At 63.5% G+C, this 25,243-nt stretch carries 25 protein-coding genes, 1 tRNA gene and 1 other RNA gene; 13 read left to right on the top strand and 14 right to left on the bottom strand.

The features are described 5' to 3' along the window. Positions 1 to 122 precede the first annotated feature (122 nt). On the top strand, positions 123 to 2,165 hold the full coding sequence (locus tag C484_RS12465) for an AMP-dependent synthetase/ligase (RefSeq protein WP_006826284.1): 2,043 nt from the start codon (positions 123 to 125) through the stop codon (positions 2,163 to 2,165). A gap of 163 nt (positions 2,166 to 2,328) precedes the next feature. Here C484_RS12465 and C484_RS12470 read toward each other — a convergent pair whose 3' ends face one another. The 3 genes from C484_RS12470 to C484_RS12480 form a co-directional block, all read right to left on the bottom strand. Further along, a complete protein-coding gene (locus tag C484_RS12470) occupies positions 2,329 to 2,907 on the bottom strand; it encodes a hypothetical protein (RefSeq protein WP_006826285.1) in 579 nt (192 codons plus the stop codon). A gap of 104 nt (positions 2,908 to 3,011) precedes the next feature. Further along, positions 3,012 to 3,611, bottom strand: a complete 600-nt coding sequence (locus C484_RS12475; protein ID WP_006826286.1) for a magnesium transporter — start codon at positions 3,609 to 3,611, stop codon at positions 3,012 to 3,014. Continuing rightward, entirely contained in the window at positions 3,608 to 4,180 is a 573-nt protein-coding gene (locus tag C484_RS12480; RefSeq protein WP_006826287.1) for a magnesium transporter, read from the bottom strand. The genes C484_RS12475 and C484_RS12480 overlap by 4 nt, the downstream gene beginning before the upstream one ends. A 137-nt stretch (positions 4,181 to 4,317) precedes the next feature. On the opposite strand from C484_RS12480, the gene C484_RS12485 reads away from it, so the two are divergent. Continuing rightward, positions 4,318 to 6,009, top strand: a complete 1,692-nt coding sequence (locus tag C484_RS12485) for an aldehyde ferredoxin oxidoreductase family protein (protein ID WP_006826288.1) — start codon at positions 4,318 to 4,320, stop codon at positions 6,007 to 6,009. A gap of 37 nt (positions 6,010 to 6,046) precedes the next feature. On the opposite strand, the gene C484_RS12490 is transcribed toward C484_RS12485, so the two are convergent. The 3 genes from C484_RS12490 to C484_RS12500 all read right to left on the bottom strand — a co-directional run bounded on the left by C484_RS12490 (position 6,047) and on the right by C484_RS12500 (position 8,821). Continuing rightward, positions 6,047 to 6,409, bottom strand: a complete 363-nt coding sequence (locus C484_RS12490; protein WP_006826289.1) for a hypothetical protein — start codon at positions 6,407 to 6,409, stop codon at positions 6,047 to 6,049. Positions 6,410 to 6,505: 96 nt separating this feature from the next. Further along, positions 6,506 to 7,510, bottom strand: coding sequence for a M48 family metalloprotease (locus C484_RS12495; RefSeq protein WP_006826290.1), 1,005 nt, complete (start codon positions 7,508 to 7,510; stop codon positions 6,506 to 6,508). Positions 7,511 to 7,684: 174 nt separating this feature from the next. Further along, complete coding sequence (locus C484_RS12500) at positions 7,685 to 8,821, bottom strand: thiolase family protein (protein WP_006826291.1); 1,137 nt, start codon at positions 8,819 to 8,821, stop codon at positions 7,685 to 7,687. Between the two features lie 151 nt (positions 8,822 to 8,972). Here C484_RS12500 and C484_RS12505 point away from each other — a divergent pair, with 151 nt between their 5' ends. Together C484_RS12505 and C484_RS12510 are read left to right on the top strand one after the other, a co-directional pair. Continuing rightward, positions 8,973 to 9,794 (top strand): DUF5806 family protein, encoded by an 822-nt coding sequence (locus tag C484_RS12505; protein WP_193364813.1) that lies wholly within the window; start codon positions 8,973 to 8,975, stop codon positions 9,792 to 9,794. 332 nt (positions 9,795 to 10,126) lie between these two features. Next, positions 10,127 to 10,969, top strand: coding sequence for a hypothetical protein (locus C484_RS12510; protein WP_006826293.1), 843 nt, complete (start codon positions 10,127 to 10,129; stop codon positions 10,967 to 10,969). Between the two features lie 199 nt (positions 10,970 to 11,168). On the opposite strand, the gene C484_RS12515 is transcribed toward C484_RS12510, so the two are convergent. Together C484_RS12515 and C484_RS12520 are read right to left on the bottom strand one after the other, a co-directional pair. Beyond that, entirely contained in the window at positions 11,169 to 12,071 is a 903-nt protein-coding gene (locus C484_RS12515) for a hypothetical protein (protein WP_239640978.1), read from the bottom strand. Between the two features lie 325 nt (positions 12,072 to 12,396). After that, entirely contained in the window at positions 12,397 to 13,101 is a 705-nt protein-coding gene (locus tag C484_RS12520) for a lipoyl protein ligase domain-containing protein (protein ID WP_006826295.1), read from the bottom strand. A 73-nt stretch (positions 13,102 to 13,174) separates the two neighbouring features. Between C484_RS12520 and C484_RS12525 the strand changes: the two genes are divergently transcribed. Both C484_RS12525 and C484_RS12530 read left to right on the top strand, forming a co-directional pair. Next, positions 13,175 to 14,158 (top strand): hypothetical protein, encoded by a 984-nt coding sequence (locus C484_RS12525; protein ID WP_006826296.1) that lies wholly within the window; start codon positions 13,175 to 13,177, stop codon positions 14,156 to 14,158. A gap of 115 nt (positions 14,159 to 14,273) precedes the next feature. Next, positions 14,274 to 14,771, top strand: coding sequence for a PaaI family thioesterase (locus C484_RS12530; RefSeq protein ID WP_006826297.1), 498 nt, complete (start codon positions 14,274 to 14,276; stop codon positions 14,769 to 14,771). A 98-nt stretch (positions 14,772 to 14,869) separates the two neighbouring features. Here the strand turns inward: C484_RS12530 and C484_RS23690 are convergent, their stop codons facing one another. Further along, a complete protein-coding gene (locus C484_RS23690; RefSeq protein ID WP_006110546.1) occupies positions 14,870 to 15,031 on the bottom strand; it encodes a hypothetical protein in 162 nt (53 codons plus the stop codon). A gap of 126 nt (positions 15,032 to 15,157) precedes the next feature. Next, positions 15,158 to 15,742, bottom strand: a complete 585-nt coding sequence (locus C484_RS12535; RefSeq protein WP_049915440.1) for a cysteine hydrolase family protein — start codon at positions 15,740 to 15,742, stop codon at positions 15,158 to 15,160. Positions 15,743 to 15,890: 148 nt separating this feature from the next. Between C484_RS12535 and C484_RS12540 the strand changes: the two genes are divergently transcribed. Genes C484_RS12540 through C484_RS12550 form a run of 3 tightly spaced genes read left to right on the top strand, consistent with a single transcriptional unit; the run spans position 15,891 to position 19,233 of the window. Then, positions 15,891 to 17,720 carry an Hvo_1808 family surface protein gene (locus tag C484_RS12540; protein ID WP_006826299.1) on the top strand — a complete coding sequence of 610 codons (1,830 nt, stop codon included), beginning with the start codon at positions 15,891 to 15,893 and terminating at the stop codon, positions 17,718 to 17,720. Between the two features lie 47 nt (positions 17,721 to 17,767). After that, on the top strand, positions 17,768 to 18,928 hold the full coding sequence (locus C484_RS12545; RefSeq protein ID WP_006826300.1) for a nicotinate phosphoribosyltransferase: 1,161 nt from the start codon (positions 17,768 to 17,770) through the stop codon (positions 18,926 to 18,928). 29 nt (positions 18,929 to 18,957) lie between these two features. Next, on the top strand, positions 18,958 to 19,233 hold the full coding sequence (locus tag C484_RS12550) for a hypothetical protein (protein ID WP_006826301.1): 276 nt from the start codon (positions 18,958 to 18,960) through the stop codon (positions 19,231 to 19,233). Here the strand turns inward: C484_RS12550 and C484_RS23460 are convergent. Next, positions 19,210 to 19,356: a hypothetical protein gene (locus C484_RS23460; RefSeq protein WP_160164246.1), complete on the bottom strand. Its 147-nt coding sequence runs from the start codon at positions 19,354 to 19,356 to the stop codon at positions 19,210 to 19,212. The genes C484_RS12550 and C484_RS23460 overlap by 24 nt on opposite strands. Before the next feature lie 133 nt (positions 19,357 to 19,489). Further along, the gene (locus tag C484_RS12555; protein WP_006826302.1) at positions 19,490 to 20,089 is read right to left on the bottom strand and encodes a TIGR00296 family protein; all 600 of its coding nucleotides are present in this window, start codon (positions 20,087 to 20,089) and stop codon (positions 19,490 to 19,492) included. A 253-nt stretch (positions 20,090 to 20,342) separates the two neighbouring features. Here C484_RS12555 and rnpB point away from each other — a divergent pair. Continuing rightward, positions 20,343 to 20,768: RNase P RNA component (gene rnpB, locus C484_RS12965), an RNA gene on the top strand. Between the two features lie 151 nt (positions 20,769 to 20,919). Here the strand turns inward: rnpB and C484_RS12560 are convergent. Together C484_RS12560 and C484_RS12565 are read right to left on the bottom strand one after the other, a co-directional pair. After that, the gene (locus tag C484_RS12560; protein WP_006826303.1) at positions 20,920 to 21,234 is read right to left on the bottom strand and encodes a HalOD1 output domain-containing protein; all 315 of its coding nucleotides are present in this window, start codon (positions 21,232 to 21,234) and stop codon (positions 20,920 to 20,922) included. A 455-nt stretch (positions 21,235 to 21,689) separates the two neighbouring features. Further along, a tRNA-Arg gene (locus C484_RS12565) sits at positions 21,690 to 21,762 on the bottom strand. Positions 21,763 to 22,189: 427 nt separating this feature from the next. Between C484_RS12565 and C484_RS12570 the strand changes: the two genes are divergently transcribed. The 3 genes from C484_RS12570 (at position 22,190) to C484_RS12580 (ending at position 25,214) form a co-directional block, all read left to right on the top strand. Continuing rightward, entirely contained in the window at positions 22,190 to 23,686 is a 1,497-nt protein-coding gene (locus C484_RS12570) for a single-stranded DNA binding protein (RefSeq protein ID WP_006826304.1), read from the top strand. A 63-nt stretch (positions 23,687 to 23,749) separates the two neighbouring features. Next, positions 23,750 to 24,181 (top strand): histone family protein, encoded by a 432-nt coding sequence (locus C484_RS12575; RefSeq protein ID WP_006826305.1) that lies wholly within the window; start codon positions 23,750 to 23,752, stop codon positions 24,179 to 24,181. A gap of 7 nt (positions 24,182 to 24,188) precedes the next feature. Beyond that, entirely contained in the window at positions 24,189 to 25,214 is a 1,026-nt protein-coding gene (locus C484_RS12580; RefSeq protein WP_006826306.1) for a histone deacetylase family protein, read from the top strand. Positions 25,215 to 25,243 lie beyond the last annotated feature (29 nt).

Raw genomic sequence — 25,243 nt, forward strand, 5'->3', positions numbered from 1 at the left:
TGGTGTGGGTTGATCTCTCACACCACGACTATCGTCCGCCGCTTCCACAATAATGTCATAATAAACTGTCCTGGATCCCCTGTACTTTCAAGAGTTCGCCGCCCCACTTGGTATAATATACCATGGATTGGCAGACTGCGGAACGCGAGTTCACGAGTCCGGTGCTGGGAATGGAGCCGCTGGGAGGGATGTTCGAGGCGTCGGTCGAGCGCCATCCGAACGCGATCGCCCAGCAGTACCAGGGCGGCATCTACGATCGCAGTCTCGCCGGGACGGCGGTCGACCCCGCCCCACACGGCGACTACGAGAGCCTGACCTACGCGGAGATGGCCGAGGTCGTCCGCGCGCTGGCCACCGGCTTCCGCGAACTCGGCGTCGAGGCTGGCGACCGGGTCGGTATCTTCGCCCAGACGCGCATGGAGTGGGCCCAGACCGATTTCGCACTGCTCGCCGCGGGCGCGGTCGTGACCACCGTCTACAAGAACTCTTCGCCCGAGAAGGCACACTATCTGCTCGACGATCCCGGTGCCAGCGGCGTCGTCGTCGAGAACGCGGCCGTGCTAGAGCGGGTGCTCGCCGTCGAGGACGAACTCGAACTCGAGTTCATCGTGTCGATGGACGAGCTCGGCGGTGCGGGCGAGGACGCGGTAACGGACTGCTACACGCTCGCCGAGGTCTACGAACTTGGAGACGAGCAGTACGATCCGGATGCGTACGAGGAGTGGCTCGCAGCACGCGACCCGGACGACCTGGCGAGCATCATCTACACGAGCGGAACGACGGGGAAGCCGAAAGGTGTCATGCTCACCCACCGGAACTTCCGGACGAACGTCAATCAGGTCTACCGGCGCTACGGCCCGCGGCCGGACAAGGACGCGGAGACGCCGGTCATCGACGAGAACAGTACGCTCGTCTCGTACCTGCCGCTGGCGCACGTCTTCGAGCGGACGGCGGGGCACTTCCTGTTGGTCGCCGCGGGGGCGACCATCGCCTACGCCGAGAGTTCGGACACGCTAAAGGAGGACTTTCGCACGGTCCAGCCGACCGGGGCGACGAGCGTCCCGCGGGTCTACGAGAAGATTTACGACGCGATTCGGGAGGAAGCCACGGAGTCCCCGATCAAGGAGCGCATTTTCGACTGGGCGACGGACGTGAGTCGAGCCTACTATCGGGCGGACGATCCCGGACCGATCCTCGAGTTCAAGCTCTCGGTCGCGGACAAACTGGTGTTCAGCAAGGTCAAGGAAGCCCTCGGCGGGAACGTCGAGATGCTGGTCAGCGGCGGCGGGTCGCTCTCCGAGGATCTCTGTACGCTCTATCACGGCATGGGACTGCCGATTTTGGAGGGATACGGGCTCACCGAAACCTCGCCCGTCGTCACGACGAACCCGCCGGAGGAACCGAAAATCGGCACTGTCGGACCGGCGGTCATCGACTGCGACGTGACCGTCGACGAGTCGATCGTGCCGGACGGCGACGCCGCCAGCACGCCCGGCGAAACGGGCGAACTCCTCGTCCGCGGACCGAACGTCACCGAGGGCTACTGGAACAAGCCGGCGGCGACCGATCGGGCGTTCACGGCGGACGCGCCGGGGGAGGGTGCGAGCGACGCCGACCGAGACGGGAGCGCGTCCGAGACCGACGCGGACGACGAGTGGTTCCGCACCGGCGACATCGTCACCGTCCGCCCCGACGGCTACATCGAGTTCCACGAGCGAACGAAGCAACTCATCGTCCTCTCGACCGGCAAGAACGTCGCGCCCGCGCCGATCGAGGACACCTTCGCCGCGAACGAACTCGTCGAGCAATGCCTGGTCGTCGGCGACGGCGAGAAGTTCGTCGGCGCGCTCATCGTGCCGAACATCGACGCCCTCGAGCGGCGTGCCGAGACCGAGGACGTTGCGCTGCCGGACGATCCGGCAGCCATCTGCGATCACGAGTGGGTCCGCGAGCGGATCGACCGGGAGATCGAGGTCGTCAACGAGGACTTCGAGGCCCACGAGACGATCAAGGAGTTCCGACTCGTACCGATCGAGTTCACCGAGGAAAACGAGATGCTGACGCCGACGATGAAGAAGAAACGCCGGGAAATCCTGGACGCGTTCGCCGACGAGGTGAACTCGATCTACGCCGAGGAATCGACGGAGCAGGCTCCGGAGGCCTGAGACGGACTGCTGTCAGTCAGTTCCGGCGCACCCGCGAACTCCTGCGAGTGCACCGGGAAATTCGCCTGAAGATCGGTACCGCGGACCGTCTGAAACGCGACCGCTGTTCCGTTTCGCGGATGGCGGTAACCACACGCCTCGTGGCGGCGCAATCCAGTGCTCGTTATGCGTCCGCCGAGATCGGTTCTTCGACGGTCTTCTTGTTCTCCAGGTAATCGACAATCGTGAACTCGACGGATTCGGGGGTCTCCTCCCCGACTGACACGCGAACGAGAGCGGCTGGAAAGGCCAGTGTGTCATCGCCTTCGGTCGGATCGTCACCGATCGCTGTTGCGGTTCCGGTGAGTGTGTCGGACGTTCTGTCGAGTTCACGGACGCGGATTCCGAGGAAGTCCCGTTTCGGCCAGACCGACGTCACGTGGACGAGAAGTTCGGTGTCGAAGTTCGTTTCGTCGACGAACGCGCGACTTGCAGGCGTCTCGCCGTCGTAATCGGCAACCGAAAGCGTTCGATGGACGGCCGCGCTCGAGTCGAATACGTCGAGTTGTCCCGTGGTTGCGCTGTCGAATTGCAGCGATGACCCGTGTCGAACCCCCAACTGCTGGATGTCGTACTGGACGGTCGTTTCGGCGGCTACCGGAGGTGGGTCTTCGCCGCCGGTAGTCGGCAGCGACGACTGGAGACAGCCGCCGGTGATGGAGAGCCCGATGCCGGCAGCAGCGAGGAAATGACGGCGGTGCATACTCGAATCTCACCGCGTGCGATAAACAATGCTGGGATAGGTCAAACGGGTATTGTACCATCCTGTCGCCTCAGAGACCGATCGAAACCACCACAAAGACCGCCTCAGAGAACGACTGAAACCACCGCAAAGAGGATGAGCACCCCGGTGATATCACAGACGTTCGTGACGACGGGAATCGTCGTGTCGTCAGGGTCGTAGCCGAGCCGGTAGGAAGCGTAGACTGCGGTCGTACTGACGATGATGACCCAGACGGCAAGAAGCATCCCGCTGGTGACCGTGATCACCAGCAGCGGGGCCAGCCCGAGCTCGCCACCCAGAAGGTGTCCGATAGCCCAGGAGGCGATACCGAGCAGGACGAATACCGTCCCCGCGAGACCGACGATCGCCCCGACGGTCGCTCGCAGATCCGGATTGGTCGGCGAGAACTCGAACGTCCCCAGGTGCAACTGTGTCGAGAGGCGGGCACACATGATCGAGCCCAGGTTTCCGGCGGTCCCGATCATCACCGGGACCAACACGAGCAACGCGGGGTTCGTCAGCAACGCCTCTTCGAAGGTCTCGAGGACGGTTCCCGACACCATCTGCAACACCGACAGGACGGCCAGGAGCGGGACGAGCGTCGTGACGATATTCCGGATCGTCCAGTCGCCGATGTGATCTCGCCCGAGTTCATCGCCGGCGTGGGCTTCGTCGGCGCTCACAGTAGTGCCTCCGTCACGGCGATCCCGACCAGCAGGAAGAAGACGCCGAACACGTCACCGACGGTCGTCACGACGGGGCCGATGACGTTGTCGGGGTCGAGGCCGCGGCGATAGCCCTTGAAGATCACGGGAAGCAAGACGCCGAGCATCGCGACGGCACTCAAAAGAGCGGCGACGAAAAGGATGATTACGAGTTCGAGCAATGCAGCCTCCCGTCCCAGGGCCAGCATTACGGCCCAGGTGAGCACGGCGATAAACAGCGAGACGATCATGCCGTTCAGGAAGGATGCGATGATGGCGTTTCTGAGCCGCCCGCTCCACTCGAAATGTGGGTCGAGCAGTCCCTGGTGGAGCCCGCTCGAGAGTCGCGCCCCGAGCGAGCCATAAACCCCGCCGCGGGTGGCGAGAAAGGCCGGTAACAGCAACAGCAACCCGGGAACGCGGCTGATTCCCTCACGCATCGTTTCGCTGCCGAGCAGCGTGCCGGCAAACAGGCCCGCGACGAGACTGACGAGGATCACTGGTAACGCCTGCCGATAGATGTCGACGGCGGAGTCGTGGCCGGTCATTATCGAATTCGTCCAGTGCCGATACATTAAGCATTGGCTGATTCGACGGACTCGCCGTTCCAACGGTGATACCTGTGTCTTCCCCACTGACAACGTACCGGTACCGTTTTGCCACCGCACGTCCCACGGTATCGAGTATGAAGCACGTCCGGGGGCCACTGTGTACGATCGATGTCGGGGAACAGACGAGCGAAACCGAACAGATCGATGACCTCCTCGAGTCGGCAATCGGCGGCCGCGCGCTCGGGACGAAACTCGCTCACGCTCGCATCCCGTTCGACGCCGACCCGCTCGGGGCGGACAACAACCTGTACTTCGCGACCGGCCCGCTCCAGCACGCGACCATGAGCTTTACCGGCCGCATGTCCGCAACCGGCGTCTCGCCGCTGACCGACGGCCTGCTCTCCTCGAACGCCGGCGGCTTCCTCTCGCGTAACTTCACCGCGACCGGCTACAGTGCCGTCGAGATCACCGGCGAAAGCGACGACCTCGTCATCGTCCACGTCACCGACGACGGCGTCTCGTTCGAAGCCGTCCCCGAACTCGAAGAAGCGACCGTCCCCGAAACCTGCGCCTACATCGACGACGAACACGAACTCGGTTCGGAGCACACCGTCGTCGTCGGTCCCGGCGGCGAGAACGAAGTCCGCTTCGCCTCGATCATGACCTCCAAGGAGCGCGCGTTCGGCCGAGGCGGCCTCGGCGCGGTGCTCGGCGCGAAGAACGTCAAGGCGATCACCTTCGACGGCGACTCCACCCGGGAGGTCGACCTCCCGGCACTCCAGATGGAGATCCACGGCGAGGCTGCCCAGTCCGACAGCCCGATGCGCGACCAGGGAACGACCTCCGTCGCAACGTACGCAAACATGGTCGAGGCCCTGCCAACGCGGTACTTCTCCGAACTCTCCTACGAACACATCGACGACATCAGCGGCGACCGCGTCGAGGAGAAAAAGTACAAGAAAGGCACCTGCTCGGCCTGCGCGTTCGCCTGCAAGCTCCCCACGAAAGACGAGGAGACCGGCCTCGAGACCGAAGGCCCCGAATACGAGACCCTGATGGCCTTCGGATCGAACTCCGGCGTCGACGACATCGTCGACGTGATGAAATCGAACAAGCTCTGCGACGAACTCGGCCTCGACACGATCTCGGCCGGCGACGTCGTCGCCGCCTATCTCGCCAGCGAAGACGAGTTCGGTGACGCCGACCTCATTCACGAAACCGTCGAGAAGATCGCCTACCGCGAGGGAATCGGCGACACACTCGCTGAGGGCGTCGCCCGCTGTCACGACGAACTCGGCGTCGACAACTGGTCGGTCAAGGGCATGGAGTTCGCCGCCCACGACGGCCGCACCCTCAACGGCCAGGGCCTCGCCTTCGCGACCTCGAACCGCGGTGCCGACCACATGTACGCCGAGTTCTACCCCTACGAGTACCCGCTGGTCGACGCCGACGACGCCTTCGACAAGGCGGGTCTCGAGAACAAGCCGCCGAAGCTCGTCGAACTCGAGAACATCAACGCGATCAAGGACAGCGCCGTCCTCTGTAAGTTCTCCCGGGACTTCATGACGACCGAGCGGTTCGAGACGCTACTCGACGCCGACTACGAGGAACTGCTCGCGATCGGCAGTGAAGTCGTCGCCCTCGAACGCCACTTCAACAACCAGCGCGGCTTCGACCGGGCGGACGACACGCTGCCGTACGACATTCCCGACTTCGAGCAGGGACTCGACGAGTACTACGACGAACGCGACTGGAACGACGACGGGACGGTTCCCGCGAGCGAACTCGAGACGGTCACGACGGGAACGGCGACCGCTGACGACTGAGCCGCCGCGACGCCGTTACTCCGCCGCCGCTATGGCGCTACTTCGGACCTGAACTCGATCGGTCGTTTTCATCGGCGTCCTCGTCGGTCCACTCGCCGACTTCGCCATCCGGCGTGAGTCGGTCATCCCCGCGGGACCGAAGCGGCGTGTCGTCGGCCCGAGAGGAATGGATATTGAAGTTGTTTCCCCGGTAGGGATCCGTTTCTGGATCGTAGTCGAGTTCACTGCGCTCGAAGAGGTAGATGAAAAAGCCAAAGAGCGGGAGCACGGCGGTGATCGCCGCCCACTTCGCGGGGGGCTCCAGCCCAACCTTCCCGGCGTCGTAGTAGGTGAACACGATCAGCCCGACGTGCCAGGCGAGGGGAATGCCGACGACGATGGCCAGGAGCAGCGGGTCCATGGGATGGCCGATGTACGTGCCCGAGGGTTGTAAATCGACTGTCGGTGCTCGCGACCGCGTTGCGTTGCTCTGTTCGATTTCGGTTTGGTCTCGATCTCAATCCTGGTCTTCTCTGTCTCGTACCGATTCCAGCGCCCGTTCACGTTCGAGCGACCGAAGCGTCTCGAGTCGGTCCTCGGTCGGCGGGTGGGTCGTAAAGAGTCGCCACTTCAGCCGGTCGAACCACTGGTACGACGGCTCGATGTCGCCCTCCGGGCCGAGACGAATATCTCGACTCCCCGGATCGGCTTCCAGCGGCAGAATCGAGAGCGACGAAACGCTTTCGACCGCTCTGAGGTCCCGGGTCGGCGTCGCTTGGATTCGATTATCGAGGGTGGCCAGGGCGGTTGCGAGAACCGCGGGCGACCCCGTCACTTCGGCGGCCGCGCGGTCGGCGGCGCGCTCGCGAACGCGAGCGAGAACGGCCGTGATCGTTCGTCCAGCGATCCAGACGACGTTCGAAATGAACAGCAACGGAACGATGACGATCGACGCTGCTCCCTTGCCTGCCGGTTCGGGAAGGCGCGTTCGCAATCCCGCCGCGAGCACCACCGGAACCGAAAGCGCCGTCATCACCATCGCATCCCTATTTTTCACGTGGGCGAGTTCGTGTGCGATCACCGCCTCGAGTTCATCCGCATCGAGCGCATCGATCGTGCCCGCGGAGAGTACAAGGTGAATCGCGTCCGGCCGGTAGCCGACGACCATCGCTTCGGGTGCGTGACTGTCAGAAATCGCGATCGTCGGTACGGGCACGTCGAGCATCGTTGCGACCGTCGTCGCCGTCCGGTACAGTTCCGGTTCCGTGTCGCTGTCGACCGGCGCGGCTCCCGCGAATCGTTCGACCGTCGAAACTTGGGTGAACTCGAGGGCGGCGATACACGCCAGTAGACAGACGCTGATCACCGACGCCGTCGTCACCGGTTTCTCGACGCCGACGATTGACAGGATCCCGTAGAATACGCCCCAGATGCCGGCGATGAAGCCGATCAGGACGAATCCGAGCAGCGCAAGCGAGACGACCATCCGCAACTGGAGCAGTCGGCGGTTGGATGTCGTCATCGTCGGTCGAGGTCCCAATGTACAGTAGCCGGGCGGTGTCGATGGGAGAACCGATCCAGTGTATCCATATCCGAACGGAACCTGTCCGCAACAAAACGTGTGTCGGTCCGGCGCGATACTCGGCCGGCAGACGAACCGGTGGTCCTGGACAACACCCGAACGAGTTCACCCGGCTTAGTTCACGTCGAACTCGATCGCTGCACCCTGGCCGAAGCCGACACACAGCGTCGCCAGTCCGAGGCCGCCGCCGCGCTTCTGGAGTTCGTTGATCAGCGTCACTGGCAGGCGCGCACCGGAGGCACCGAGCGGGTGGCCGATGGCGATTGCGCCGCCGTTGACGTTGAAAATCTCGGGGTCGATGCCGAGTTCGTCGCGGGAGTAGATCGACTGGCTGGCAAAGGCCTCGTTGAGTTCGACGAGGTCGTACTCGTCGATGTCGCGGCCGTTGCGCTCGAGCAGGCCCCGCGTTGCGGGGACCGGGCCGATGCCCATGACGGTCGGATCGACGCCGGCGACGTTGTTCATGCCGATTTCGGCCATGATCTCGAGGTCGTGGTCCTCGGCGAATTCCTCGCTCGTGACCAGCAGGGCGGACGCGCCGTCAGAGATCTGGGAGGCGTTGCCGGGCGTGACGGAGCCCTCAGACTTGAAGACGGTCGGCAGTTCTGCGAGTTTCTCGGCGGTCGTGCCGGGACGCAGGCCCTCGTCTTCCTCGACGGTGCCGTCTTCGGTTTCGATTGGGACGATTTCGTCGTCGAAGCGGCCTTCCTCGGTAGCCTCGACGGCGCGCTGCTGGCTGCGGGCGGCGTACTCGTCCTGCTCCTCGCGACTGACGCCGTACTCTTTGGCGACCTTCTCGGCGGTCATCCCCATCTGGAGTTCACCCATGTTGTACAGTTCGGCCATCTTCGGGTGGACGTTCGGGGTGTTTTCGCCCATCGGGACGCGGCTCATGCTCTCGACGCCACCGGCGATGACAGCGTCGCGGTTGCCGGCGGCGATGGCGTCCGAGGCGGAGATGACGGCCTGCATCGAGGAGGCACACCAGCGGTTGATCGTCGTCGCCGGGACGCTCTCGCCGAGTTCAGAGAGCAGGGCAATGACACGGGCCAGATTGTTGCCCTGCTCGCCGCGCTGTTGGGCGCAGCCCCACATCAGGTCGTCGACGTCCTCGCCGGAGAGGCCGGTTTCGGCCAGGATGTCGTCGATGAGCGGGACCGAGAGGTCTTCGCTGCGAAGATCGGCGTACACGCCATCCTCTTTGCCCTGTGGTGTCCGCACGGCCTTGACTACGACTGGCGTCTGTGGCATACAGTACCGAAGATCCTTAACGGACTTAAATCCGGTCGAACTCCGAAGGATGCGGACGGAGTTTATCCGGACGGCACCGACTGACCGCCTTCTACCGGCGGTGTCGCCGTCGAGAACAACCCTTATCTCGCGCGTCTCGGAATACACGGCTATGGACGAGGACGCACCGAACGAGCGACGAGAACTCGATCGATCGACCGCGGCTGATGAGTCCGCCACCACCGCCGTGACAGCCGACGACGCAGCCGGGTCCGCATCCCGCTCCGAAACGGAAACAGAAATGGAAACGGAAACGGAATCGGAATCCGCCGGAACCGAATCGAACTCCGCCGGAACCGAATCGAACTCCGCCGGAACCGAATCGAACTCCGCCGGAACCGAACCCGCTGCAACCGACTCCTCCGAACCCAACTCGAATCCTGACGACACGTCAGCCGGCTCCATGCCGGGCGTTCCGGACACCGAACCCGAAGAATCCGACATCCCTGATGATGTCCAGAAATACGCCCGCTTCAAGAAAATGGACGGCGCACAGTACGACCGCGTCAACGAGTTCCTGCGCGACCGGACCTACATCACCGCCCGCGAGTGGGCCATCGCCCGCCTCTGTGCCGACTTCCGGACCGAAACCGGCGTCGAGATGACCAAGATCGGCGAGAACCTGCCCGAACTCGTCCCGTTCATGACCGACACCTACACGCCCCAGGCGGTCAACCAGGCCCGCTCGTCCTTCGAGGATAAGGTCCGCACCGCCGGAGCCACCTTCCTCTATGGCGCGATGTGTGACTTTTTCACCGCCGAGGAACTCGACGACGTGATGTACGAATCCACGGAAGTCGCGAAATTCCTGCTCGAGGTCGAGGGCGTCGACCTCTCCGTCGAAGACGAACTCGAGGCCGAAGAGCGTATCTCGAGCGTAATGCGGGAGGTTCGAGCGGCGAGTGAGGAACTGCGAGCGGAAGACGACTCGTAAACCACCGCCAAACGGTGAAAGCGATCGAGTTCACTCGGCCGACCGGTGGTGCGGTCGGAACGAGCCGGGATGTCGTGACTGTTGTGGCAACAGGAACTATCCGGCCCTGATGGTAATCACCGTGGAATACTGTTTTTGCTATTGGAACAGTCAGGTAGCAAATTCGATACTATCCACCGGCGTCTGAGAGTGGGACGTGCATGGCTGAATATCCCGCTGGCGGTGATGGGCACGCGCCAGCACGGCATTCCGAGGCGGAATCGACCGATCGTTCTTCGACCGGATCAACTGACGCTGGCGTCACGCGTCGACAAACATTACGCGCGGGCGGTGTGCTCGGTGCAGGGGGTCTCCTCGGCGTTCTCGGCGTTGGCACCGACCGCGCGGCAGCGGCGTGTGACCGGCCGGACGACGTGATTCACCTCGACTACGACGACTACGATAGCTGGGACGACATCTACCGGTTGTCGAACGGTGACAGCGAGACGCTCGACCTCGTCACCGATCCGGTCTACTCCGAGAACACCGCATTGCAACTGCAGGTTCGTGAGGGTAACCACTGGGGCGCGAGCATGCACTACGACTTCGAGGACGGCCTGTTCGAACTCACCGGCCGCGTTCGGTTCGGGCTCGACACTGGATGGGGAATGGCCGGCCGCTACCCGGCGAACTGCCGGCTCTGGAACTGTGCGATGGCACTCGGCGGAGGCAGCGCTGGCGGCGGTATGCCCACCGGTTCCAACGGCTGGAGTAACCGGATGTACATCACCAATCGGGATTCCGATCCCGAGGGCCCGTTTTACCTCCTCTCGCACACGTACCACCTCGATCAGAACCAGGACCACGACTTCATCATGGATGGCGAGGAGTACGCCTACGGGCAACCAGAAATCGTCCCCGGAAACTGGTACGAGTTCAAGTATTACGTCTGCGTGAACACGATCACGAACGGCGTGGCGAATCCGGACGGCATCGTCCGCTACTGGCTCGATGACGAACTCGTCTACGAGCGAACGAACTTCCGGTTCACGGAGGACCACGACGACAACATCATTGACTCGAACGGGCCGGCCGGACACTACGGCGGCCGATACGAGGCACCACAGAACCTCTATGCGTACTACGACGATCACTCGATGGCGCTGAACGGTCGACTCGATTCCGGTCCCTGCTGAGACGGACTGCTGTCGGTCGGTTGTGGCGCACCCGCGCCTCGCGCTGCGGTTGCGCCGGGAAATCGGTACGGCAGACCGTCTGAGTCTGATTCGCGGCCGGTGTCCGCTGAGTCGGTTGCCCCGAGTCGCACGGCGACGCGCGGACGACGTTTACAGTGACGGGTGTCGCGAGAGACGGGGCAGTCCTGATCGGGTCACGTCATTCGGCCGTGTTCGGTTGCATCTCGGCCGGCGACACCGACGAAACGTGCTCGTTCGAGACGGCGTCGCCGATGGGGGCACGAATCTGTGCGTCGTCGATGGCCTCTTCCAGCGTGTAGACGGTAGTCGTTGGAACGTTACCGAACGAGCCGATCGGCTGTGTGTGCGTTTCTATTGTCACGTCGGTGAACGCGATATGGAAGTCGAGTGCGATGTGTTCGACGGACCACTCGCGGCGGATCTGTTCCATTACTTCGGAGAAGGACGATTCGTGGGGTCGCGTTTCGGGCGTCCCCGCGAACGAGATATCCGCTTCGAATTGGGTCGGTAAACTGTTCGGTTCGATTCCGTCGTGTGGACCGGGATTCTGGGTACCGCGGTCGCCCTCCAGTTGCGGGGCAGACGCCTTCCAGAGGTGAGTCCAGGTCGGATCCGCAACGGAGTCGGTACGCCGTGGAGTATCACGCAATTCGGTCGGCCCGTTCGTCGTCTCCCCGTTCTGTTTGTAAACGACACACTGCAATTGAAGGTTCCGTGCGGGACCGTTCCCTCGATTCTGGAGTGTTACGTGGAGTGTATTTTGCTCGGCACCGACCGCTTCGAGGTCGATAATCGGCCGGTGGTTCGCCTTCAGAAAGGCCGTTTGTTGTTCCATTAGCTCCGCCTGCGTCTGCTGGATCGACGCCATGAGATCCTGTATCTGGTACGTCCGCCAGAACAGGAACACGAGTATGACGACGAAGACGATCGTGAGAATATCGGCAACGTCGATGAGAAAAAACCCGTCAGGGAGTGCTTGTGCGGGGCTCATTCTCGTTGCGAGTTCGGCCGCCCCCTCGAGGCGTCCCATCGCTCGATTCGTCTCGATTGCCCCATCCCCCCAGGTCCGTGTCAGTGTCATGCGTCGGATCATGATCCTCCGGATGCGATTCGGTACTGTCCGGTCGCCGTGCGTTTCTGTGTGGTCGTTGGCAACGATCCCCGTTCGCTGCCGCCGAAAGCGCGATTATCGACTATCGACCGTTGTATCCGCTCCCGCGTGCGAGTCAGGTCCGAACCGATCGCTGATCGCGTTTTTTACCCATCTAATTGTAAATGTAGCGGCCAATTGTCTGGAAATACATACTTTGAGATCCTGGATGTCTGATCGAGATTCGTCCGGCGATCCCCGTCCCTCGCTTTCGTTTCCAGGCCTCGTTTTCCGTCAATTTCGCTATTTCGACCGCCTACGTCACCGCACTGACCGTCACGTTTGCCGAGTCTTCTTCACCGATAAGCGCATCCTCGAACCGCGCTCGGACGACGCCGGAATCGACCTGGCCGTCTGCGGCCGCGACCGTTCCGACTGACTCGGGATCGAACGCCACGTCGAGTTCGTCATAGACCGCAGCGAGAACGGCTGCGAGTTCATCGCGGTTGTCGACGAGGACGATGCCGGCAGTGACCGCCGCGTCCTGCCGGACGCGTTGGGCGAGCCCGACGAGCTTTTGTAGTGAGCCGCCCGCCGCTCGCGTCGAAATCGAGTGCGAGCCGGGACAGAACGAGTTCGACGGTTCGCCGCGGACTGTCTCGCAGTCCAGTTCCGAGAGCGCGCGCTCGACGGCCGCGGTGAGCCGTTCGTAGCGCTCGTCGGTCCCCTGCCGGAAGTCCGCAACGGGGTCGGCGCGAGCGAAGGCGAGCGTCGTCTCGCCGTCGTAGGCGACCGCACGGCCCCCGACGTCCCGTTCGACCGATGGAAAGCCGCGTTCGTCCGCGAGTTCGCGACCGCGGTCGTATCCCTCCAGCCGGCGATCCCGGCGGCCGAAGGCGACCTGCCGGTGGGGCGTCCAGACACGAACCGCGGACTCGCCGTCGGCCGCGATCTCGAGCAGGCGTGTGGTCACCCGCCGATCCGCGTCGATCGTCTCGGCACGACCACGGAGCACTCGCATACACAGCCCGTTCGTGTCGACGCACCTAAACAGTCCCGCTGCACAGAGGAACATGACCAGGTGAACTCGGCCGATGGCCGCCACAGCTTCCGTTACACTCCCCGAATCGGTACTCGCCCAGTACGCCCGCTTCTCGCTCTATAACTCGCCGTATCCCGCACACGACGCCGGCTGTGCGATCGACCTCTACCCCGAGCCACCCCGCGATGGCCGGACAACCATCGCGCCGAGTCCTGTCTCCGGGACCGTCCGCGAGACGCGAACCGTCCGCGCACCGCAGCAACCCTATGCCGTCGAGCACGACCACCTCGTCCTGATCGACTGTGACGGCCCCGACGATTGCGCCGGATTGACCGCTCGGCTCCTCCACGTCGACCCAACGGTCGCGGCCGGCGACCGCGTCGACCGCGGCGACTCGCTCGGCGAACTCGTCCGCGCCGGGTTCTTCGCCCCGTGGGTCGATAACCACCTCCACGTCGGCTTTCGCGCCCCCGAACAGAACCCCTATCGCGCATCGGGGTCGCTGCCGCTCGAACTCGGCGTCGATCCGCAACCGCTCGACTGGGACGGCACGGGGATGGTCGTCGCAACCGGCGAAACCTACGCTATCCTCAACGAGCCGGCACACCCGAACCCGGGTGCCGAGTTCGTCGGCGTCCGCGCTGACACCGGTGGGCCGACCAGCTTGAGCCGGTCCTCGTCAGAGTATCACTCCAACGGCGGCGTTCTCGACGGTGGCCTACCGCACTACGACGGCGGCGGACTCCTCGCGAGTTCGGCATCAGATGTCGGTGCAGAGACAGGTGTGAGTGTAGGTGCAGATTCAGCCGCAGCTGAACTCGTCTCGCTAAACGAGGACCGGCTCGGCGTCCGCTCTGCTGACGATGGACGATCAATCGCGTGGGACGACGTGGCCGTCACGGCGAACGGGGAGCCGATAACGGGACTGTCGCTGTTCTGTGCGCGCGATTCGGAGTTCGGTGTGAAACTCATTTGTCCGGAACAAGCGTTCGAGATCGGCGACGCAGTGCAGGTTCGCGTTCGACCGGAACGGTAAGCGACGGATCGCTCGTTTCCCGCGGAAGCGGTTCGCCGCCGAGCGATCGAAATATTCGCCACGAGAGAAACACCAAAGCGCAGTCATCAAGACAGTTGGTGACAGAGCACAGGGCATGACCGACGACACCGCAGGCGCGACGAGCGACTACGACGCGATCGCACAGTTCCTCCAGCAGTACATCGACGACCACCAGGACTTCCTCTCGTGGATCGGCACGTCCGTCGACAGCGTCGGTCCGGGCTCGATGACCATCTCCATTCCCTACGACCAAAAACTGACGAACGTCCGCCCGGCACCCGCAACCGATTCCGACCAGCGCCCCGATATCCACGGCGGCATCGCCGCCACGCTCATCGATACTGCCGGCGGCCTCGCGCTCCGAACTGAACTCGAGCAACCCGTCGAATCCTCGATCGCGACGATCAACCTCAACGTGAACTACCTCCGGCCGGCAACGGGCGATCTGACGGCGACGGCAAACGTGGTTCGTGTCGGCGGTACCGTCGGCGTCAGCGAAGTGACCGTCGAGAGTACGACGCCCGATGGCGAAACCAGGGAGGTCGCGACGGGCCAGGGTTCCTATCGCGTGTTCCGTCAGGGATCGGACTGAGTCTGCCGGTCGCGCTCACGAGTTGTCTCTCGCGAGTGCAGCCAGACCCGACCGTAGCGATACCGACCGAGTGTGGCTCGTTGTGGCTCCTGGTTGCGTTACGCTACCATCCACAGTCGAAGCCCCAGATAACACATGATGAGCCCGAACGTGCCGGCGTAGAGGAGTTCACCGCTCGTCGCCGAGGCCACCAGCGCGACTGCGTTGAGGAGTATCCCGAGGACGTACATCGACTGCAGGCGACGCGAATTCAGTTCCATGCGGAGGGATTCGAAGGGGGGAGTAAAACGCTCGTTGCTCTTGTTCGTGTTCTCGTTCTCGTTCTTGCTTTTTCCCTTGGCCCTTGCCCTGGTCGCGCAGGCCGGTGGTCGAACCTTCGCGCCGCGTCACGCCGCGTCGAACGTCACGTCCTCCCGGGTGAGGACTTCTCCGAACAGCCAGTCGGCGTGCTCTAAGGCGTACTCGCGGTGGTCGTCCTCGATCGCACCGATGCAGTCTTCGATCATGAGCGGGCGGAAGTCGCGCAGGCCGGCGCTGCCGCCGGTGTGGAGCACGCAGACGTTCGCGAGCGTGCCACAGATGACCAAGTCGTCGATGCCGCGGGCGTTCAGCCAGCCCTCGAGTTCGGTGTTGTAGAAGGCGTCGTAGGTGTGTTTTTCGACGACGTGGTCGTCGGGACTGACGGTGAGCCCGTCCACGATCTCGGCCTCCCAGGAGTCCTCAAGGACGTGCTCGCCCCACTGGGCGAACTCGTCGTAGTAGTGTGTGTCCTCGAACTGTTCGGGCGGGTGCACGTCCCGAGTGTAGACGATCCGCGCGCCGGCGTCGCGGGCGCGGGCGACGAGTTCGGCGATGGGGTCGATGACGCTCTCGCTACCTGGTGCGTACAGCGTGCCGTCGGGATGGCAGAACCCGTTTTGCATGTCGACGACGACGATCGCCGTGCGCGTCGGATCGAGGTCGAGGGTCATGGGTGTCCCTACGAACGCGCTCGCAAAAACGTTCGCGACGGTTGTCCGTGATCGACGCCGGATGAGTGTGATCTTCCGATGAAACGGGTCGACCACCGACCGTCGTCCTTTTGCCGGTTGCTTTCGTACGACTGACTATCCTATCCCGATGAACTCGACGCGCACACGGCTTCTGGGCGGTCTGGCTGTTTTCGCACTTCTCGTCCTCGTGGTTGCCGGTGCCGGCGGCTTCCTGCCGTTCGCCGTCGGTCCCCCTTCCGACTCGGATGAGAACGGGCAACCGAACTCCCCGGCGACGGACGACCGGCCGGCCGATCCATCGACTAACGACACGATCGGCTACGTCGACGGCTACTGGTACGACGACGAACTCCCCGTCGACGACCGCGACAACCAGACGCTCGCCGAGGGTGAACTCGACGCCGTCATCTCGCGATCGATGGCCCGTGTCGAGGTCATTCGAAACCTGACTTTCGAAGAGGACGTCTCGGTCGATGTCGTCTCCCGCGAGGAATACCGGAACGAACAGACCGAAAACGGCAGCGTCTTCGCGAACGCCACCGGTGCCATGCGACTGCAACAGAACGTCAACTACGAGGCGCTGTTTATGGTGGATCGGAACACCGATGCCACGGATGCCGCCGAATCGCTATACGGCGGGTCCGTCAACGGCTACTACGACCCCGAAACCGAACAGATCGTCATCGTCTCCGAGAGTTCGGGAACGCCGACGCCTAACGAACCCGTGCTCGGCCACGAACTCGTCCACGCGCTGCAGGACCAGCAGTTCGGACTGAGCGGCTACGAGCGCGAGACGATCGATCAGGACAACGCCGTGAACGGACTTATCGAGGGCGACGCCTCTTGGGTCGACAGCGAGTACGAACGCCGCTGCGGCGAGGCGTGGGCCTGTCTCCAGCCCGAACGCGGCACGCCCGGCCAATCCGACCTCAACTGGGGACTCTACCTGACGATCTATCAGCCCTACGACGACGGCCCGGATTACGTCGAGTTCTTGCTGGAGCAGGCCACGGACGAGGCGGCGTGGGAGGCGGGCGAGTACGACTGGGAGGCCGTCAACGCGGCCTACGACGATCCGCCGGCGAGTTCGGCGGAGACGATTCGGCCGAGCGAGGAACGCGACCCCGCCTCCGTCGAGGTCGCGGACCGATCGTCCGAGGGGTGGCAGCAACTCGAGGTCGACGGCGCGGTCGCCAACGAGACCGTCGGCGAAGCCGGCATGGTCTCGATGTTCACCGCCGACGCGTTCGAGTGGGGCCGCCAGCCCGTGATCGAGCAGTCCGACTTCCTCGAGTCCAGCATGGGCTATGACTTCGACCAGCCCGAGACCGACGGGTGGGCCGGCGACGAACTCGTGACGTACGTGACCGACGACGCCGCCGATGCCGCCGCCGGCGGTTCGAACGAGACGGTCGACGACGCGGTCACCGAAACGGGATACGTCTGGCGGACCGAGTGGACGACGACCGACGACGCCGAGGCGTTCGCCGGTGCCTACCTCGAACTGCTTGCCAACCACAATGCCGAACCGGTCGACGACCGCCAGAACACCTACGAGATCGAATCGGACTACCCGGGAGCGTACTATCTCGACGTGAGCGGCGAGACGGTGTCGATCGTGCGCGCGCCGTCGGTCGCTGAACTCGACGCCGTCGAGGACGGGGCCGCACCCGCTGGCGATGATACGATCACAGCTAGCACCGGTGGTACCGGGGATGACGATTCCTCCGCTTCGGACGACGACCAGTCGCTCATCGGCGCGCTGATCCCGGATAGCGGAGTCGGTATCGGAGCCGTCGCCCTCGGGTCGGTTCTCGTCCTCGCGACTGGCGGCTGGGTCGTTCTACGTCGAACGCGTGTCGTTTCCGTTACCGCGTTCTCGCTCCTGCTTTCGCTTCCGTTCGGGCTCTCGCTTCCGATCGAGCCGTCGATTCAGCGTCCCGCCTCGCCGCCGTGAGCGCCGGAGACGGGTAGCTTTTTTGCTCCCCGGAGGAAATCGACGCTATGTCAAACCCGTTCGGAACCATTCCCCCTGCTGCGATTCTCGAGGGGACCGCGACGGACGCCTACTTCGAGCGAACCCACACGACTCTCGAGCACGCGGGCAAGAACCCGCACGTCGTCGCCGAAGTGACCGCAGACCAGTTCCCGACCGGCGAGTTCGACGTCTTCACCGGCATCAAAGACGTTGCAACGCTCTTTGAGGGTTGTGCCGTCGATGTCGACGCTCTTCTTGACGGGCAACTGTTCGATGGCGGCCCCGTTCTCCGCATCGAGGGTCCGTACCGCGAGTTCGCCGCACTCGAGACCTCGCTGCTCGGCTTTCTGTCGCAACCGAGCGGCTTCGCAACGGCCGCACTCGAAGCGCGACTGGCCGCGCCGGAGTCGTCCGTCCTCTCTTTCGGCGCTCGCCACGTCCACCCCTCGATAGCATCGACGGTCGAACGCGCGGCGCTGCTCGCCGGTCTCGACGGGTTCTCACACGTTGCGGCGGGAGACATCCTCGATCGCGAGGCGAGTGGCACGATGCCCCACGCGCTCATGTTCTGCTTCGGCGAGGGCAACCAGGCCGCGGCCTGGGAGGCCTTCGATGAAGCCGTCCCCGAGGACGTGCCCCGAATCGCGCTGGTCGATACGTTCTGGGACGAAACGAGCGAGAGCCTGCTGGCCGCCGAGACGCTCGGCGACGACTTAGACGGCGTACGCATCGACACCACGGGTTCGCGCCGCGGCGACTTTCGGCACATCGTCCGCGAGGTGCGCTGGGAACTCGACGCCCGCGGCTACGAGGACGTCGACATCTTCTGTAGCGGCGGGCTCGGACCGAACTCGATCCGCGAGTTGCGAGACGTTGCGGACGGCTTCGGCGTCGGGAGTCACATCACGGAGGCAGCGTCGCTGGACTTCAGCCTCGATATCGTTGAGCTTGAGGGCGACCCCATCTCCAAGCGGGGCAAACTCTCGGGCGTAAAGGCGGTCTACCGGACCGCCGACGGCGGTCATCACGTCGCGCTCGCTGATAGCGACGCGCCAGACGACGCCGACCCGCTGCTCGAACCGCTCGTCCGCGACGGCGAGATCGTTCGCGAGTTCGATCTCGACGAGGCGAGCGAGCGCTGTCTGGCGGACGCGGACGCGGTCGGATTCGAAGAATCGGAAGCGTAATCACGCGCTCTCGGAAATCGGTTAGTAGAATGACTGAACAGTCCTCCCCGCCGCACATCGAAATCACGAACAAACTCTTCTTCAAACTCGTCGTCATCGGTTTCGGTGCCGCCTTTTTCAACGGATTCGTCCTGCTTTTTGCCGGACTGATCGGCCCGTTCGGCCCGCTCGCTTTCATTTTCCTCTTGCTCGTGAACATCCCCGTCCTCTGGCTCGTATTACACGCGTTCTTCGCGGCGATCGACGAACTGCTCAAGGCGAACCGTCACTCTCCGGCGCGATCATCCGCGGAGCACGGCGAGTAGCCCGCGAAGCGTCCTCGGCGGGACGGTTTCGTTCGAACTCGACGCCGATTTCAAAACTGAACTCGCAGCGGCCGCGCTCATCGTCTCGGCGGCTTCGATGAACTGAACTCTCGTCGGTGCCATTGCACGACGGACTGCCGTGGCCGTTCGAGACCGTCGATATGATCGTCGGTACAGCGGTGACAATCTCTGCACGAGAAGCGTTCGCGACGCGTCGCTGTTCGGATGCGGTTTCTTCCGTGAAGACGACGCCTGCTCAGAGTTCTTCGATGCTGCCGTCGGCCTCGCGCTCGCGGAAGACCTGGCCCTCGAAGAGGGTGACGACGACGTCGTCGTCCTGCCAGGAGTTGGGGGCGAGCTTGGCCTTTCGACAGGTCCGGTCGAGATATTCGCGTGCGCTCCAGCCGTGTTCGACCGGCACCGTCGGGTAGAGCCAGCCGCCTTCGCCGCCGTCGATGGCGACTCCGTGCGTGCCGAGTTCGAGATCGGCGATCGGATCGTCAGTGAGGATGACGTTTCTCACCGCACAGACCGAGACGGTGAGGTTCGGCAGTTCCGAGGGGCTAATCTCGGAGCCACACGAATCTTCGCTGGCTGCTTCGATGGCCGCGTCGACAATGACGTGGCCGAGCTGTTCGCCCGAACGGTAGCCACCGGCACAGCCACGCAGGCTTCCGCGGCCTCGCGTGGACTCGAGTCGAACGAACGCACCAGTTCGCTCGTAGAAGCTTTCTCGCATACTGCCCGGTTGTTCTCGTTGCCCGTGTTCGACGTAGGATTCGACGGATTCACGCGCGAGTTCAACTGCACGTGCACCGTCTTCGTAGGAGAGGTTGACGCCCTGTCCCTGGGACATACAGATGTACATAGGGATAGTCGTCCTAAAACGCTTCCATTCCGTTTCGAGAGGCAGACCAGTGCTGTGACCCGCGAGAACGGCGTCGTATCGGCGGGAATCGGGACGATTCCAACCGAGGGACTTATTCACCAGCGGGACCTACAATCGGTGGAGAGAGAGCCTGGCTGCCGCGGCGGGTGAGTCGGTAACGACTCGCCAGTTGACTGCGGGCACCGATCGGTGACCCGCGACGAACGTGACTCCTCCTGTCGGGAGGGGCCACGCCCGCGAGGAAAGTCCCCCCACCTGTTCGGGCAGGTGACTGGACGCAAGTCCAGAGCGGGAGACCGCTGGCTCTGGAACAGAAACGACACGTCTCGGTCCGACCGATGATGCGTGCGACCCCGACCGCGAGGAAGGGCAGTTGACCCGCAGAGGGTGTGCAGTCTGGCCGTGGTTCGAACCCACGGGTCGCGACGGTTCGTGGTGTCCCATTGGGAGATCACACGGCAGACGGCTCGTGCCGTCGACCGCAAACGACGCGACCGGCTGCGCTCAGACGACCGAGGACCGATGGAACGGCGAATCCTCACCGGTGCAAGTCCGTGCCGTGGTAGCCCGAACAACGCGGCCGCGCCGCAACGGCACGGATGCTCAGCCGAATGCCGGGACGAACAGAAGGGGGCTTACTCCTCTCACCGCTTTTCACCGCACAGCACCGCCTGTCTTGGGTGAGAGTCTACAGCAGCCATCGCAACGGCGATGTCATGCCTCTATTACGCGTCAGATTCCAGATACCAGAGCCAAGGCTCGCGGTTTCGCGTTTCGCGGTTCTGACAGTATCCGTCTCACTCCGTCTGGTGGTTCGCTTTTACTGTCAACTTCTGCCCGTGACGAGTAATGATCACAGTAAAGCCCTCGTATCCGAACGAAACCCGCGTCTCCGGATCCGCTAGGTCGCTCTGTGAACCAAAGAGCGCATCGAGTGCGTCAGGATCGATCACCTCGTAGAGCGGCACGAGTTCGGTTGGGTCACAGTCGGCAGCCGTCGACACGGTCTCGATGGCGGCAAGCGATGCGGACCGTGAGAGTTCGAACTCGCGGCGGACGGTGGTCGACGATGCGGTACGTGCATTTTTCTGCTGTCCCAGTTCCGAGTCCATCCCACTTCTTGGAAGAACGGCCACACCATCTTATAAAAGTCTGTCTAAATCCCGTCCGGTTTCTCTCCGTTCTACTAATCACCATTGGGGATTACCTAATCAAACGACATATCTCTTCTCTTCAATGGTAACCTGAAATCGGTGCTATCGGCTCCGAAAACTGCTCCATCGGTATCGGGTGAACGTGATGAAAGACGGATATGTCGGGTAACACAGGGCTGCGTCCCGGTGTGGTGGAATTGCAGACTGCCTACTGTACCGATTTCCCGGCGCAGCCGTGCCCCCGGCGGTTGCGCCGAAACTGACTGCCATCAGTCCCTATCGGAGCCGTTCCGACCACTCGCGTCGTTCGTTTCCGGATTCGAACGTGGCTACTGATCTCCGCGTACCGATTCTGCGTATCGATTTTCGCCACGTGCTGCCCGCTACGCTCGCGATATTGTACTGAAGAGAAGCGTCCTGACGGAGATTTGAACTCCGGTCCCTGGCTCCGCAAGCCAAGAGGATAGTCCACTACCCTATCAGGACTCATCTCTTCGTAACCCGGTGATCATTAAAGCCCTTTCGAAAGTGACCGGGAAACGGGCCTGGTTCGGTCGATTATGCCTGGTTCACTCACTCATGATTCGGGGCGGGTAGCTTCGAGTTCACGTTCTAGACCGCGCTCAGTACCACCAAGGAGTGGTAGAGGCCGGACCGCGAGTTCAAGTACGGAGACGAGTCCAGAGAGGGGTACAGATGGAGATCGTCACAGTCCGGGGGNACCAAGGAGTGGTAGAGGCCGGACCGCGAGTTCAAGTACGGAGACGAGTCCAGAGAGGGGTACAGATGGAGATCGTCACAGTCCGGGGGTATCGATATCGATTCCGGTCCACGACTGGGGAGTCAGGTTATCGAGCGCGCACACGACGAATGGACAACGCTTATGCGCGGGCTACTCATGCACGAGCATAGAATGAGCGACATCGAGGGCGTCTATGAAGACCTCGAGGCCGACATCTCTCTGGAGGAGTTTCGCGAGGCCGTCGAGGACAAAGTCGAGCAGATGGGGGGACTCGCGGACGAGGAGACGGCGGCGATGCTGATTGCTCACGAGGTCGGCGATCGCGAGGTCGGGGGCATCGCCGATATCGAGCCCGGCATGAAGGAAGCGAAGTTCGTCGCCAAGGTGCTCTCGATCGGCGAGCGCCGCACCTTCGAACGCGACGGCGAGGACGAGGACGGCCAGGTCGTCAACGTCGAGGTCGCTGACGAGACCGGTTCCGTCCGCGCGGCCTTCTGGGACGAGCACGCCGACGCTGCCATCGAGGAACTCGAAGACGGTCAAGTCCTGCGGATCAAGGGTCGCCCGAAGGACGGTTTCAGCGGCGTCGAAGTCAGCGTCGACGAGGTCGAACCGGATCCCGACACCGAAATCGACGTGCAAGTCTCGGACACCTACACCGTCGAGAGCCTCTCGCTCGGCCTGTCGAACGTCAACCTCGTCGGACTCGTCCTCGACACCGACACTGTTCGTACGTTCGACCGCGACGACGGCTCCGAGGGAAAGGTCTCGAATCTCGTCCTCGGCGACTCGACCGGCCGCGTCCGCGTCACGCTCTGGGATGACCAGGCGGACCTCGCGACCGAACTCGAGGCCGACGAGACCGTCGAGGTCGTCGACGGCTACGTTCGCGAGCGCGATGGCTCGCTCGAACTCCACGTCGGCAACCGGGGGGCAGTCGAGACGGTCGACGCCGATATCGAGTACGTCCCGGAAAGCACGCCGATCGAGGACCTCGAGATCGGCCAGACGGTCGATCTCGCCGGCGTCGTTCGATCGACGGACCCGAAGCGGACGTTCGACCGCGACGACGGCTCCGAGGGCCAGGTCAAGAACGTCCGCGTCCAGGACGCGACCGGCGACATTCGCGTCGCGCTCTGGGGCGAGAAGGCGGATCTCGATATCGGTCCCGGCGACGAGGTCGCACTCGGCGACGTCGAGATTCAGGACGGCTGGCAGGACGATCTTGAGGCCTCCGCCGGCTGGCAGTCGACGATCACGATCCTCGAATCGGAGTCCGACAGTGCCGGCGGTCCGAGCGCAGCTGGCGACGAGAGTTCAGCGAGCGACGAAAACGCGGGACTTTCCGCGTTCGCGGACGGCGCAGCTGCCGACGACGCTGTGACGACCGATGATGAAAATGACACTTCCGGGGACGAGGACGGCCGCGCGACCGCGGACGAGGACGAGAACGAGGACGAGGCCGGAGCCACCGACACCGGCGAGCCATCGGACGGCGACGAACTCGAGTTCACCGGCGTCGTGGTGCAGGCCGGCAGCCCGGTCGTGCTCGACGACGGCGAGACGACGATGAGCGTCGAGACCGAGGCCGATGTCGGCCTCGGCGAGGAAATCACTGCGCGGGGCGTCGTTCGGGAGGGGCGACTCGACGCAAACGACGTGTTCTAGGCAGTCCTCGCCTCGCGATCGGCGAGGAAAAGCGTTAAGGGAGTTAGCTTCGCCTAGCATGATATGAACGTCGAACTCCCGTTCGCGCCGGTGGATACGATTATCCGGCGAAACGCGGGTGATCTTCGGGTGAGCGCCGACGCGTCGGCCGAACTCGCTGCCCGGATTCAGGACCGCGGGAGTGACCTCGCGACCGACGCTGCCGACCGCGCCACTGCGGACGGACGGAAGACGCTGATGGCGTCGGATTTCGAGGTCGAAACCGTCGTCGAAAAGGACGAACTCGAGTTGCCGGTTGCGCCGGTCGACCGGATCGCGAGACTGGAGATAGACGACCGCTACCGGGTCTCGATGGACGCTCGCGTCGCACTGGCGGACATTCTCGAGGATTACGCGGACAACGTCGCGGGTGCGTCGGCGATCCTCGCCCGCCACGCGGATCGGCGAACGATTATCGACGACGACATCGAGACGTACTTCTCGCTGTTCGAGTGAGTGTGAGATGCAATTTGGCTACAGCGAGGTCTGCCTCGCACACGATCCCGGTTCGCGCCACCCGGAGTCTTCGGACCGGCTACGGGCGATCAGAGAGCGGCTGAAGAAAAAACACGGCGTCGCGTACGTCGAGGGCGATCCCTGTTCGCTCGACGAAATCGCGGCCGTTCACGATCGCGCGTACGTCGAATCCGTCGAGTCGTTTTGCGCCGATGGCGGCGGGAACTGGGACCCCGATACGACCGCCGTCGAGGACACCTGGGATGCGATTCGGTACAGCGCCGGCCAGGCCTGTTGGGCCGTCGATGCCGCGTTGTCGGGCGAAACGGGTCGTCAAACGCCGTTTTCGATCGGTCGGCCGCCGGGCCACCACGCCGTCACGGACGACGCGATGGGCTTTTGCTTCGTGAACAACGTCGCCGTCGCCGCCCAGCACGCCCTCGACCACGACGACTACGACGTCGACCGCGTCGCAATCGTCGACTGGGACGTTCACCACGGCAATGGCACCCAGGATATCTTCTACGACCGCGACGACGTGTTCTTCGTCTCGATCCACGAACAGGGGCTCTATCCCGGCACCGGAGATATCGACGAAACCGGTGCCGGCGACGCCACCGGGACGACGATGAACATCCCGATGCCCGCCGGAACGGACGACGCCGGCTACCTCGCGGCGGTCGACGGCCCGATCGCGGCCGCACTCGAGTCGTTCAACCCCGACCTCTTACTCGTCAGCGCCGGGTTCGACGCTCACCGTCACGACCCCATCTCGCGCATCCGCCTCTCGACCGAGGCCTACGCACTGCTGGCCGACCGACTGCGAACGCTCGCCGCCGACACCGACGCGTCCCTCGCGTTCGTCCTCGAAGGCGGCTACGGACTCGATGTCCTTGCGGACAGCGTCTCGATCGTCCACGAGACGTTCGACGGCCGCGACCCGATCCAACCCGACGACGACGAACTCGACGAGCAGGTCGTCTCGGTGCTCGAAGACGTTCTCGCGGCCCACGACTTAGCTATCGACCTGTAAGTCGTCGCGTTTCGTCATCACCGCTACCA

The organism is Natrialba taiwanensis DSM 12281 (genome assembly GCF_000337595.1).
GTDB classification, from domain to species: Archaea; Halobacteriota; Halobacteria; order Halobacteriales; family Natrialbaceae; genus Natrialba; species Natrialba taiwanensis.